Here is a 13,457-nt window from a genome sequence, read left to right as displayed (position 1 = left end):
CACATACTATTACTTACAATGACAGAGTAACTGGATATGTAGAGATCAAAGTACCAGTAGTTGATGGCAAAGCTTCAAGCGTAACAGCTAAGATCGTTGATCAAGCAGGTAATGCTAGTAAAGAAGTTTCTAATAATTTAGATGTCGATATTCATATCGATGCTCCAGTCATCACTGCAGTAACAGATAACTGGTGGGGTGGTGTTGAAAATGGCGGAAATATACTTGGTGTAAATGACGGCTTTACAAATGACACTACACCGACATTTAAAGGCAAAGCTGAGGCTGGCTCAACTATCGTTCTTAAAAATGCTAACAATATCATTGCTGAAGATATCGTTGTAGATAGTGATGGTAACTGGGAATTTACTCCAAAATCTCCACTTGCTGAGGGTGAGTATAATGTAGTAGCTATCGCAACTGATAAAGCTGGTAATGTTAGCGTTCCATCAAATGTTGCAACTGTAAATGTTGATACAAGCACTACACAGCCAGTTATAACTGAGATCATCGATGACGAGGCTGGTGGTGTTGTAGGTAACGTTAAAAATGCTCTAACAAATGACAACTTGCCAACATTAAAAGGTACAGCTGAGGCATTCTCAACTGTTAAGATAATGGTAGATGATAGAATGGTATTTAAAGATGGCAAAGAAGTAACAGTTACGGCTGATAAAGACGGCAACTGGGAATATACATTTGAGGCAAATTTAAACTGGGGTGGCAAAGTACATGCTGCATTAGAAGATGGAGTACATACTCTTAAAGTTCAAACAACCGATAGAGCAGGCAACAGAAGTGCTGTATCAGAGTGGTCAAGTGTAGATGTTGATAAAACTATTGGTATTCCAAAAGTTAAGATAACAACTGATACAAATGGCGATAAGAAGATAGACATAGATGATGCTTCGGCTCTAAAAGATGGCAAGCTTAAATGGGTTATCGAAATTCCAGAAAACACTGTAAAAGCAGGCGATAGGGTTCAAATTCTTGGAAGCGATGCTAAAACTTGGACAGATATCTTTAAAGTAACTGCGCAAGATATAGCTAAAGGCTTTATAGAAAGAGATGAATTTAGCATCGATATGCCAAAATCAAGAGGCTTCCAAACTCCGTCTTATAGACTAGTTGATGATGCAGGTAATGTAAGTGAAGGTTCTATGGATGCAGTAAAAATAGTAGGTTTTGCTCCAAAAGCTCCAACTATCATAGCAGTTCTAGATAACGAGTATGGTATAGATCCAAAGGACCCAATCAGCATAAATGCTGGAGATACAACTGGTAATGTCTTGGAAGGTGCTATAGCTATAACAAATGATAACACCCCTACGTTAATGGGTAAAGCTGAAGCTGGTACAACCATCACTCTTAAAAATGGCGATACAATAATCGCTGATAATATCCCAGTGGATGCTAACGGTAGTTGGCATTATGAACCAGAGGAGAATTCTCCATGGGCTGATGGCGACTATAAGATCACAGCAATTGCTAAAAATATCTTTGGCAAAGAGAGTGAGTCTTCAAGTCCAATTACTGTAACAGTTGATACTACAGGGCCTGAGGTAACTTTGACAAGTATCGAAGATAGTGTAAAAACCAATGATGTTGTTGATTTTACTGGAAACGTTAAAGACAAATTTACAAATGATAACACTCCAGTTCTAAAAGGCACAGCTGAGGCTGGATCTACAATCATCATAAAATATGGTGAGCATCACGAGAATGTGGTTACAACTAAAGCTGATGAAAATGGTTCTTGGAACTATAAGATCACTAATCCTCTTAGCGATGGTGAGCATATAATCTCATACCAAGCAGTAGATAAAGCTGGTAACACTAGCCTTGAATATGTAGCTAATGTAACAGTTGATACTAAGATAGTTGATTTAAGGATTGATTATCTTGGCGATAAAAACCATGATGGTAAATATAGCTGGAGCGATAATATATCTAACGAAAATAACGTTATATATTGCTGCGCTAGGTTCTCAAAAGAGGCAGTTGATCAAGGCTTAATTAAAGTTGGTGATAAGTTATATTATGAAGTTCATTCAAATGTTGGAGCATGGAATAAAGGCGTTGTTAAAGAACCAGTAACCATTACAGAGCTTGATCTTAAGAGAGGATATGTAGATCTAACTTCTGTTGCAAACATTACCTATCCATCAAAAGAGTTAATACCTTTTGGTAAAACAGCTAATGGCTTTAACCTAAGTGCTAAAGCTTATTTGGTAGATGAAGCTGGAAATATGGGCAAACAAGCAAGTGAAGATCTAGTATTTGACTTTAGCGATAAGCCAGCTGATCCTGTTAAAAACATAAAGATCAATGCTGAAGCTATATATGGAGATAATGATACAGGCTTATGGCTAGAAGGACATGGACCAGTACTAAAAGCTTCTACTGAGTTGCAACCACAGATAAATGGCAATGATAACTATGAGATAGATGTCAAAACTATAACTCATAAATCAGAATTTACACTTGGCTCTGGCGATGATGTAGTAAATATCCATAAGAGTGGTAATGGCTGGGGCTGGATAAACATGGACTCTAAGATAGATCTAGGTGATGGCAATAATAGATTAACTGTGGCTGCAGATCTTGACCACTCTACTGTTATATCTGGCAAAGGCGATGACTATATAGAGATCAAAGACGATGTTGCTAATGGTGCTAAGATCATCACAGGTGCAGGTAATGACACTGTGATAGTAGGAGATACAGTAGCAAATACTATATTTACCAAAGTTGGAATTTCAACTGGCGATGGCAACGATAGCGTAACTATCAAAGGCGATGATATAGATAAAGCTAAGATAGATCTAGGCAATGGCAATGATACTCTAACTATCAAAGCAGCACACGTTATAGGCGGCGTAGATGACAAAGGTGCCCTTGATGGTGGCAAAGGCTATGATAAGCTAATCATCTCTAGCCCAGAAGATACTATAGATCTAAAACATGTTTCATATCATGCTAAGAATTTTGAAGAGCTTGATATATCTGGTGCTAAAAACACTACTCTAAAAGTTGGCATCAAGGATGTCTTAGATATGACTGATGACAAACATACGCTAAAAATCACAGGCGATAAAGGCGATATAGTCGATCTAAAAGATGATGTTAAAGGCAGCGAATGGAGTAAAGGTGCTTCAGAAGATGGTTACACAACATATACAAACAACACCGTAACTATTCAAATCAAAGACGAGATCCACGTTATCTAGTCTAAAAATATAAGCAGGGCGGACAAAGTCTGCCTTGCTTTGAATTTGTTTGCGGTGAAGGGAGTTTGTATGCAAAGCGAGAAGACAAAAAATTTACTCGATGAAGTAAATGAAACAATAGATTTTATATTTAGAACCTGTAACAGAAATGGTGGCACGAAGAAGGCTTTAGAAGATAAAAAGCTAAGTAGAGAAATTTTAAAAGATAAATTTAAATCGATCTTTTCAAAATTTGGCCAGATAGATGAGGCTAGTTTTAAGAGTGCGATCCTTGCAAATGAGGAAGCAAAAGAGCTAAACGAGATAGCGATGGCTCTTGAGATAGACGAAGATGTAAGCTTGCTAGAGCTAGAGCGAGCGATAAATTTTGACCTAACTAGCGTCAAAGAAGAAATTTATAAATTTCAAAATAATAACTAATACACTCGGTGTGAGAGGGGGTCTCACACCAAAATTTAATAACTAAACACTTCTGGATTGATAACCATCGCTCTATAAGCGACATCATCTCTTGAAGCAGAATCCACATCCATCTCAAATTTTATATCATTTGTCTTTGGGTCGATCTCGACTAAGACCATTTTGATAGTCTTGTCAGGGCGTAGTAAATTTACATTTGAGCTTGAGATAAAGTAGGTGCTTTTATCCTTTTGCCACTCGACGTTGCTAGTGACTGCACTATAAAAGTCAAATCCACGCTCCTTGCCAAACTGCCAAGTCTGCTCAACCGTGCCCTTTTTCTCATCTATCTTGTACTCAACCGCGCGGGAGTATTTGTCCTCTTTAAAGGCTGGCTGCTCCATGCCTCTAGCATCGCCATTGTCAAAGACGCTTATATGTTTTATGTCGCCTTTGTTTTCGTATCTTGGCGTTAGCCATGCGGTATGCTGTGTCCATGACCAGTCAAATTCGCCCTCGCATTTTGAGTTTTCGCATTTTATCTTGTTGCCTTTACTATCTACTGGAGTTAGCACTTTTGCTTTAAAGTCTTCGCTCCAACCCTCAGGCGAGGCTAATATCCATTTTACTTTTTTATCGCGTCCTATCTTTACGATGCCTTGGTGACGAAGCGAAAGGATGATGCTATCGTCGCTCTCATCGTATGAGATAGAATTTACATGCGCCCAATTTCTGCCTGTGCCAGTGGAGGTGACATCGCCAAATGGCTGATCGTCGCTTATCTTGATCTCTTTTGCGTCCATGTCGATGTTTAGACAAACAGCCCTAGCATCAAGCGCCTTTATGAGGTTGCTGCGGTAGACGTTGTTGCCAAAAATTTCGTTTAGATCCCATTCTTCTACTACCTTGCCGGTGTTATCGACCTCGATGATGTGGTCTCTTATGGTGTGAGAAATTTTGCCGTTTTTGTGGTGGTAGTTGTATTTTGCTACTCTAAGAAGTGCGTGATCATCTTTTAGTGGCATCACCTCGTGGCTTAGATCGATGTAACCTCTAGGTAGTGGGCGGTTGTAAATTTCTTTTCCCATGAGGTCATATCTAAGATATCTTTGAGCCATGCCAAAGCTGATATCGCCGTTTTTTAGCTGATGAAATCCCATCATCATGCCCCCATCCATCACTCTTCTCTCACTGCGGTCGTAAAATTTCTGATAGTCAAGATACCATCTGACCTCGCCCTTAGTATCTACGATATAGTTTTCGGTAAAGTCGTTCCAGCTAGCAGCCCCGCCATTTTTCCAATCAAGCGGTTTATAGACGCTTGTTATTGTGTTGTTTATGAGATAGAGCCTGTTTTTAAAGGCAGGATCGACCTTTTTGACGTGAGTTTTTTGCATGTGTGAGAACCTAAAATCACGGCTATATGTGACGATAGGCTGGGCGTAAATTTTATATGTCTCAACCTTTTTAGCTCCGTTAAATGTATAACTAAGCTCGACCTCGTTTAGATAGTCAGGATAAAGTCCCCAAATAGGCACGCCATCATGCGTGAGCAAGGCATGCTCTGAGACGTTGTAGTCGATATCTATGCCGCCATCTGGTTTGCCCTTTACTTTGACATGGATATCTTTGATATCCTTGCCAGCTCTATCGATGATGGCAGTTAGCGGCGATACGTCGTAGGGGTTTATAAAGACTGAGCCAAGCTCTCCTTGAACCTTTACTTGATGAGCCAAGACTCCAGCGTTTAGTGGAGCACTAAAGCCAAAACCACTCACCAAAACAGCCGCAAGGGCAACTGAACCTAAGAAATTCTTGCTCATTTTCGCTCCTTCTGTAGAAATTTAATGATATCTTACTCCAAAAAACTAACGCAGAAATATCACTTAGGTAAAGTATGGCTTAAATGGTAAAAATAAATATAAAATTTTTGTTTAAAGTATATAGAGGGTAAATTTAGGAGCGAAACGCCCCTAAATTTTAGTTGTTTGCGTCAAATTTCTTTAAAGCAAAGAGTACAAATTTATAGCTAGCAAACAATGTCACTGGCCAAAGTACCAAAAAAATTCCTGCTTCTAACATCTTTTATCCTTAGTATGCGTGATGATCGTTTTTGATCTCATCTTGCGTGATCTTCTTGCTATCTATCGCTCTCCAAACTACGACGATATAGGCAAGCACGAAAGGCACTAGCAAGCTAACATAGGCCATAACGCCAAGTGTATAGTGGCTAGAGCTTGCATTTTTGATAGTTAGCGAGCTAGAAAGGTCGCTAAAAGAGGGATAAAATGCTGTGCCATTTAGTCCTGTTATCAAAAATAGCGCGGTCACAGCTAGCGTAACGCCAACGCCGTAAGCGAAAATTCCACGAATACTTTTTGTAAATGCCCCTTGGAAAATTCCAATAAGCACCAAAAGCACGCCAACAAGTAGTAGTGCGCCAGCGATAGGCATCTCGATCAAATTTATAGCGTATTTGTAAGCAACAAGGCTAACTACGCCGTTTGCGTCGTACGCAAAGCCATCTTTTGTAAGTATCCACGCAAGAAATCCTAGGAAAAATGGCAAGAATAGCACGGTATTAACAAGTAGCTGTTTTCTAGCGTTTTGTATAAATTCGCCATCAGCAATGTTATTCATAAGATATAAGCAGCCGCCTATGCGAGATAGGAAAAACATCGCTATGCCAAGCAAGTACAAGTAAGGATTTGATAAAGCTTCAAGACCACGAAATGGAGTCTTCCACTCGACAAAGTTGTGCTCATTTAGCACAAAATCACTACCGCTAAAAAATGTGCTAACCGCCATGCCGATAAGGATAACGCCAAGCGAGCCATTTATGAAAAGGAAAATTTCATAAGTTCTAGCGCCTAAGAAGTTATCAGGCTTTTTGCGGTACTCGTAGCTTACGGCTTGGACTATAAAGCAAAATAAAATAGCCAGCCAAACCCAGTAAGCACCACCAAAGCTAGTAGCGTAAAATAGCGGGAACGCCGCAAAGCAAGCACCGCCAAACATAACAAGCGTTGTAAATGTAAGCTCCCACTTTCTACCGATAGAATTTATGAGCATATCTTTTTTAAGCTCGTCCTTACCAAGGCTAAAGATGAGCGTTTGACCGCCTTGAACAAACATCATAAACACCAAAAGTCCGCCAAGAAGGCTAACTATAAACCACCAATAAATTTGTAAATTTTCTAAGCTTAAACTATGCATGGTCGTTAAATCCTATCTTTATTTGCTTAAGCATGATTTTGATCTCGGCAATCAGCAATACCGTAAATAAAACAGCAAATAATATAAATGAAATTTTGACATTTGAGTCAGATAAATTTGTAGCTCCGACGCCAACGGTCATGAGATCTTGTATCGCCCACGGCTGACGGCCGACCTCTGCTACTATCCAGCCAGCCTCAGCTGCGATGTAGCCAAGCGGTATGGTAAAGAGGCAGATCCACAAAAAGGCTCTTATGTTTTCAAATTTATATTTTCTTGAGAGATTTAGATAAAGAGTGATAGCAAAAAGAGCTATGAAGTAAGTGCCTAGCGCGACCATGATGTGGAAACTATAAAATGTAAGTGCAACTGGTGGCACAGCATCTTTTGCATCTTTAAGATAGCCATATCCTAAGAAATTTAGATTGCTCTCTAAATTTGAAAGTGAGCTTTTCATCAAGCTCTCGTCATTTGTTTTTTTAGCCTCTTTGTAGTTTTTAAGAGCTTCGATAGCTACTTTACCCTTTGCCATCTTCTCTTCTACGCTTATTAGATTGTGCTCGCTGTTGCCATAAAGTAGGTCGTTTATGCCTGGTGTAAATGAGTCAAGCTCTCTGTTTGCCATGATACCAAGTGCGTAAGGCACCTTTATCTCAAGTAAAAATGGCTCAGTGTCATCGCCAAGCTTTTTAGCTGGGTTTAAAATACCAGCAGCAACTAGGCCAGCATTTTGCTCACCCTTGTAAAGTCCCTCCATGGCTGCTAGCTTCATAGGCTGCTTTTGAGCTGCAAGATATGCGCTCTCATCACCGCTAAGTAGCAAAAATGCCGAAGTGATAAGGCCAAATGCGCTAGCAACGACGATACTTTTTTTGGCTAGCAAGATGTGGCGTTTTTTTATCAAAAACCAAGCAGAAATTCCTATCACAAAAAGAGCTGAGATAGTGTAGCCGCTAGTTACTGTGTGTAAAAATTTGCTAATGCCAAGAGGATTTAGTGCGACTTCGAAGAAATTTTGCATCTCCATTCTAGCGGTATCTGGGTTAAATTTCATGCCTATTGGATACTGCATCCAGCCATTTGCGATCAAGATCCAAAGTGCGCTTAAATTTGAACCGATCGCAACAAGCCAAGTTGAAAATAGGTGAAATTTCTTGCTAACTTTATCCCAGCCAAAAAACATAATGGCAAAAAATGTACTCTCCATGAAAAATGCTAGCAAGCCTTCAATCGCAAGTGGAGCGCCAAATATATCGCCGACAAACCAGCTATAATTCGCCCAGTTTGTACCAAACTCAAACTCCATGATGATGCCAGTTGCCACGCCAATAGCGAAATTTATACCAAAGAGCTTTAGCCAAAATTTCGTTATCTCAAGCCAGGCCTTATCGCCAGTTTTGACATATATCGTCTCCATAATGGCGATGATAAAACTTAGCCCCAACGTAAGCGGGACAAACAAAAAGTGGTAAATGGCAGTCAGCGCAAACTGAGCCCTAGACCAATCAACAAAATCCATCTCAGACATTTTATTCCTTTATTAAATTACGAATTACAAATTCGCTTTTTTCTTCGTCGGTTTGAAATTTGGTATTAAGAGTTTCATCAAAGATGAAGACCTTTAATATCCCAAACATAATGATAAGCTTTATCGCTATGAGAAGCCATAGTTTCTTGCCTATTTTCATATTTTTAAAGCCGTCTATATATAAAGAGGCGATGTTTTTTAAGCAGTTTTTAATCATGATGTCGAAGTCTATAACAAAAAAACTTAAAGAATAATTTTTAAAAATTGCAAGATTAATGCCTTACTAAATATTTAAGGGGTATAATCGGCAGATTAAAAAATAACTAAAGTTAAGGAAATTTTGATGGCAAAAGAGACGAAGTATATTTTTATCACAGGTGGCGTTTTAAGCTCACTTGGAAAAGGCATCGCAGCTGCGTCTATCGCGACATTACTTAAAAATTCTGGCTTAAAGGTGAGCGTTTTAAAAGCTGACCCATATATCAACGTAGATCCAGGCACGATGAGCCCACTAGAGCACGGCGAAGTCTTCGTCACAGACGATGGCGCTGAAACAGACCTAGATCTTGGTCACTACGAGAGATTTTTAGATGAGAGCCTAAGTCAGGACAATAACTTTACAACGGGCAGAGTTTATAGCTCAGTTATCGAAAAAGAGCGACGTGGCGACTACCTTGGAAAGACTATACAAGTGATCCCTCACATCGTTGGCGAGATCGTTGATCGTATCAAAAAAGCAGGCGAGGGCAAAGATGTACTCATCGTTGAGATCGGCGGAACCGTTGGCGACATCGAGGGCTTGCCATTTTTAGAGGCGATAAGAGCGCTAAGAGTAGAAGTTGGTAAAAAAAGAGCGCTAAATATCCACCTAACGCTCGTGCCATTTATCAAAGTAGCTGGTGAGCTAAAGACAAAGCCAACCCAGCACAGCGTAGGTGAGCTAAGACGCATCGGCATAACCCCAGATATCATCATCTGCAGATCTGAAATGCCACTAAACCGCGAGCTAAAAGATAAGATCGCAGCAAGCTGTGGCGTGGAGAAAAACTGCGTCATAGAGAGCTTAGATAGCGCAAGTATCTATCAAATTCCACTTTCATTTTTAAAGCAAGATATCTTAACACCAATCGCTGAAAATTTAGGCTTTGGCGAGCTAAAACCAGACATGGCAAACTGGGATAGCCTAGTAAAAAGGATCATCGCTCCAACAAACGAAACTACAATCGCCTTTGTAGGCAAATATATCGATCTAAAAGAGAGCTACAAGAGCCTAACTGAGGGCATTATCCATGCTGGAGCAAATTTGGACGCTAGGGTAAATTTACGCTGGATAGATAGCGAAAAGATAGAAGAGAGCAATGTAAATGAGCTTTTAAAGGACGTGGATGGTATCTTAGTAGCTGGTGGCTTTGGCGAAAGAGGCGTTTTAGGCAAGATGCAAGCCATAAAATTTGCTCGTGAGAATAAGATCCCATATCTTGGAATTTGCCTTGGTATGCAGCTGGCACTAATCGAGTTTGCAAGGGATGTTTTGGGCTTAGAAGATGCAAATTCTATGGAATTTAACAAAGAGTGCAAAAATCCTATCATCTATCTAATAGATAGCTTCATCGATGCCCACGGTAAAAAGCAAATAAGAACGCACACAAGCCCACTTGGCGGCACTATGAGGCTAGGTGCTTATAACTGCGACATCAAGCCAAAGACGCTTTTAGCTGAAATTTATGGCAACGCAAAGAGCGTAAAAGAGCGCCACCGCCACCGCTACGAGGCAAATCCAAAATATAAAGAGGTCTTTGAAAAGGCTGGCCTTATAGTAAGTGGCGAAAGCGACGGACTAGTAGAGGCGATCGAGCTAAAAGGACATCCGTGGTTTGTGGGCGTGCAGTGTCACCCTGAATTTACTAGTCGTCTAACTAGACCAAACCCTGTGATACTAGGCTTTATAAAAGCAAGCTTGGCTAATCACGTAAAATGATAAATTTGGCAAGCTTTCTTGCCAAATTTTCTTTAAATTACTCTCAAAATTTATATTAAAAATAAAAGTAAACGTATTATTGATAAAATTTAAATCATTTAAGTATTTTTTAATCTTGCTAAACATACAATGCTTACGCAATCATTTATAAAGGAGAAAAAATGAAAAATTGCGTTTTAAAAAGTGTTTTGGCACTTTCACTTGCTGGCTCATTTGCTTTAGCACAAGGTGGATTTGTCGGAGTTGAGGGCGGCTATGATTTTAGCTCAAAGCTAAAAGACAATGATGGTCTTAGTTTTAAGGATAATAGACCAAACATTGGCATCAAAGGCGGTTATGACTTTGACGTAGCTAGAGTTTATGGTGGATACTTCTATCACACTGAGGCAAAAGATAACTTTAACTATACTGATAATGGCGTAAAACACGATGTTAGTATAAAATGGACAACACATAAATTTGTAGTAGGTGGTGATTATACTCCAGCTATAACAGATAACTTTAAGTTAATAGCAGGCTTATATACTGGTATTTCAGTTGTAAATTTTAAAGCAAGACTTTATACAAATACACTTAAAGCGACTTATGATACAACAAAGGCTGGTTGGCTAGTTGGCACAAGACTTGGTGCAGAGTATAGCTTTGATAAAAATAATGCACTTGAATTTGGTATAAAAGCAGATAGATCTTGGTATAGCACTGATGAAGATCTTGATAATCTTAAATCAACGGATATCGGCGCTTATCTAGGCTACACATATAAATTTTAATTTTTGGGGTCTTATGACCCCTTATTTTTACTTAAAATTTCTCTCATTTTTTACTTCAAATTTACAATGGCTAATTTATAAAGAGTATCAATTTAACAAAAGTTTTTTGCCCTAAAAATCTTACTTTCAATGAAAATTATAAGAAATTAAATTTCAAAAAGATATAATCAAAGTATTCAAAATAAAGACGAAAGATTACGATGAAAAAAAAGCATTTTTGTTGCCAAATTTTTGGCAGTTTGGGCGTAAATTTAAGTGAGCAAATAGCATTAGTAAAAGTTGGCAGGGCGTCAAAAAGTCCTTGCCAAAGCTATGTTAACTAAAGAGGATATTAGGAATTTACTAGCACGTAGATTTTGTAACGACATACACAAAAAACTTAGTGAAATTCCAACGCCAAGCGCTCTAAAGGATATCTACAAAGGCGCTAATCGCATCAAAGAAGCGATCGAGAGAAATGAACACATCGCTATTGTTGGCGATTATGACGTTGATGGTGTGGTTTCAAGTGTGATTTTAGCCGAGTTTTTTGATGATCTTGGCGTAAAAAACTACCTAGTAAAGATCCCAAACCGCTTTAAAGACGGATACGGCTTAAATCCTGAGATCATCGACGAGCTTGCAAGCGATGTGAGTCTAATAATCACCGTCGATAACGGCATCTCAGCAAATGAGGCAGCTAGCATCTGCAAAGAAAAAGGCATCGATCTCATCATCACAGATCACCACATGCCACCAGCTGTTCTGCCAGAAGCCTACGCCATAATCAATCCAAAACAAGAGGACTGCAGCTTTCCAAATATCGAAATTTGCGGTGCTGAAGTGGCTTGGTATTTGGTTGGAGCGCTAAAGGATGTTTGCAAGCTAAACTACGATATGAGCAAGTTTTTAGAGCTTTTAGCCATCGCGATAATAGCTGATATGATGGAGCTAAGAGATATGAACAGGATGCTCGTTCGCATGGGTATTTGCAAGTTAAATGCCTCGAAGCGCTCGGCATTTTGCGTCATAAAAGAGTTTTACGGCAAGGATAAATTTGAGTGTGATGATATCAGCTTTCTTATAGCGCCTCTTATAAATTCAGCCGGACGCATGGATGATGCGATGAATTCATTTAACTTCTTGCGTGCAAAGAGCATCGAAGAGGCTTACAACTACCTTGATACGATCATTGAGTTTAACAACTCCAGAAAAGAGGAGGAGCGCCAACTCTTTGAGTGCTCGCTAAAGGACGTAAAAGAGGACGATGAGGTCATCATCACTTGGGGAGAGCAGTGGCATGAGGGCGTGATAGGCATCGTGGCCAGCCGCCTGGCAAAACACTTTGCAAAACCAGCTATCGTCTTTAGCATCGATAAAGGCCGCGCAAAAGGCAGTGCTAGAAGCGTTGGCAAGCTTGATATCTTATCACTCATCGCAAGCCACGAAGATCTGCTAACAAGCTACGGTGGTCACAAAGGTGCAGCAGGGCTAACTCTTGCGCCTGAAAATTTGGAAAAATTTAAAGATGCGATAAATAAAAGCTGCTCATGCCTAAATATGCAAGAGTGCAAAAGCTCAGATGAGCTACTTGGCGACATAATGCCAAGCGAGATAGACTTTGAGCTACTTGAAATTTTGGAATTTTATGAGCCGTATGGACAGAAAAATCCGCGCCCAGTCTTTAAGATAGAAAACGCTGTCGTAAAAAACGAAAGGCTCATAGGTAGGGATCAAAACCACTTAAAACTTATCTTGCAAAAAGACAATAAGACGCTTGAGGCGCTATTTTTCAACTTTACAAAGCACGTTAGAGTAGGCGAAATGATAGATATCATCTTTTGTGTATCTAAAAATTCGTTCCGCGGGCTTGTTACGCCACAACTTCTCATAAGAGAAATTTTGTAAATTTGAGATGAAAATGGCTTTAAATTTTGCTCTTTTATTAAAGTAAAAAGATGGACAAACTAAGAAGAAAAAGAACAAGTAAAGTTAAAAATAAAAAAGAGGCAGATCCTTCTAATGCCAAACTAAGCACTACTCATAAATTTATAATATCGATTGCGCTTGGCATCTTCTTGGCCCTTTGCGAGGTAGCTTATAAAGAGGCTAAAAAACATGAATGCGAGGATCGCTGGGATAGATCATTAGGACCAGAAGCGCTTGGCGGCGGCGGTATAGTGCGTGGCCTTTTAAAGGCTGGCTGTGGTGCTGAAAGCAGCTACGAGCATCACTATATACATCATAGAAGAGGATGGTAAATTTAATACTTCGACTAGCTCTTTGTCCTCTTGCATTACACTTGCAAATGCTTCTTAGGATGCCAAATTTTTAGATATTTTTTGAAAGTTATAAAT

The 13,457-nt window shown here is 39.5% G+C and carries 11 protein-coding genes; 7 read left to right on the top strand and 4 right to left on the bottom strand.

Annotation, left to right across the window (positions count from 1 at the left end):
• Both CYP77_RS09075 and CYP77_RS09070 read left to right on the top strand, forming a co-directional pair.
• A partial coding sequence (locus CYP77_RS09075) for an Ig-like domain-containing protein (RefSeq protein ID WP_181001424.1) occupies window positions 1-3,230 on the top strand: 3,230 nt, incomplete at its 5' end.
• 69 nt (window positions 3,231-3,299) lie between these two features.
• The gene (locus CYP77_RS09070; RefSeq protein WP_103566718.1) at window positions 3,300-3,650 is read left to right on the top strand and encodes a hypothetical protein; all 351 of its coding nucleotides are present in this window, start codon (window positions 3,300-3,302) and stop codon (window positions 3,648-3,650) included.
• A 35-nt stretch (window positions 3,651-3,685) separates the two neighbouring features.
• On the opposite strand, the gene CYP77_RS09065 is transcribed toward CYP77_RS09070, so the two are convergent.
• The 4 genes from CYP77_RS09065 to CYP77_RS09050 all read right to left on the bottom strand — a co-directional run bounded on the left by CYP77_RS09065 (window position 3,686) and on the right by CYP77_RS09050 (window position 8,533).
• Window positions 3,686-5,452: an aryl-sulfate sulfotransferase gene (locus CYP77_RS09065; protein ID WP_103566720.1), complete on the bottom strand. Its 1,767-nt coding sequence runs from the start codon at window positions 5,450-5,452 to the stop codon at window positions 3,686-3,688.
• Between the two features lie 268 nt (window positions 5,453-5,720).
• Window positions 5,721-6,845, bottom strand: a complete 1,125-nt coding sequence (locus CYP77_RS09060; protein ID WP_103566723.1) for a cytochrome d ubiquinol oxidase subunit II — start codon at window positions 6,843-6,845, stop codon at window positions 5,721-5,723.
• Window positions 6,838-8,373 (bottom strand): cytochrome ubiquinol oxidase subunit I, encoded by a 1,536-nt coding sequence (locus tag CYP77_RS09055; RefSeq protein ID WP_103566726.1) that lies wholly within the window; start codon window positions 8,371-8,373, stop codon window positions 6,838-6,840. Before CYP77_RS09055 ends, CYP77_RS09060 begins: the two co-directional genes overlap by 8 nt.
• Window position 8,374: 1 nt before the next feature.
• Complete coding sequence (locus tag CYP77_RS09050) at window positions 8,375-8,533, bottom strand: DUF4492 domain-containing protein (protein ID WP_149702171.1); 159 nt, start codon at window positions 8,531-8,533, stop codon at window positions 8,375-8,377.
• On the opposite strand from CYP77_RS09050, the gene CYP77_RS10250 reads away from it, so the two are divergent.
• The 5 genes from CYP77_RS10250 to CYP77_RS09030 all read left to right on the top strand — a co-directional run bounded on the left by CYP77_RS10250 (window position 8,457) and on the right by CYP77_RS09030 (window position 13,361).
• On the top strand, window positions 8,457-8,627 hold the full coding sequence (locus tag CYP77_RS10250; protein WP_002940723.1) for a hypothetical protein: 171 nt from the start codon (window positions 8,457-8,459) through the stop codon (window positions 8,625-8,627). The two genes, CYP77_RS09050 and CYP77_RS10250, sit on opposite strands and share 77 nt — an antisense overlap.
• A gap of 89 nt (window positions 8,628-8,716) precedes the next feature.
• On the top strand, window positions 8,717-10,351 hold the full coding sequence (locus CYP77_RS09045; protein WP_002940617.1) for a CTP synthase: 1,635 nt from the start codon (window positions 8,717-8,719) through the stop codon (window positions 10,349-10,351).
• 161 nt (window positions 10,352-10,512) lie between these two features.
• Entirely contained in the window at window positions 10,513-11,121 is a 609-nt protein-coding gene (locus tag CYP77_RS09040; protein ID WP_103566728.1) for an outer membrane beta-barrel protein, read from the top strand.
• Between the two features lie 312 nt (window positions 11,122-11,433).
• Window positions 11,434-13,008: a single-stranded-DNA-specific exonuclease RecJ gene (gene recJ, locus CYP77_RS09035; protein ID WP_103566731.1), complete on the top strand. Its 1,575-nt coding sequence runs from the start codon at window positions 11,434-11,436 to the stop codon at window positions 13,006-13,008.
• 50 nt (window positions 13,009-13,058) lie between these two features.
• Complete coding sequence (locus CYP77_RS09030; protein WP_103566734.1) at window positions 13,059-13,361, top strand: hypothetical protein; 303 nt, start codon at window positions 13,059-13,061, stop codon at window positions 13,359-13,361.
• Window positions 13,362-13,457: the final 96 nt, after the last annotated feature.

The sequence above is a fragment of the Campylobacter concisus genome, assembly GCF_002913865.1.
GTDB lineage: Bacteria > Campylobacterota > Campylobacteria > Campylobacterales > Campylobacteraceae > Campylobacter_A > Campylobacter_A concisus_AM.
The sequence above is the reverse complement of the archived record's forward strand: the minus strand, read 5'-3'. Positions and strand labels throughout refer to the sequence as shown.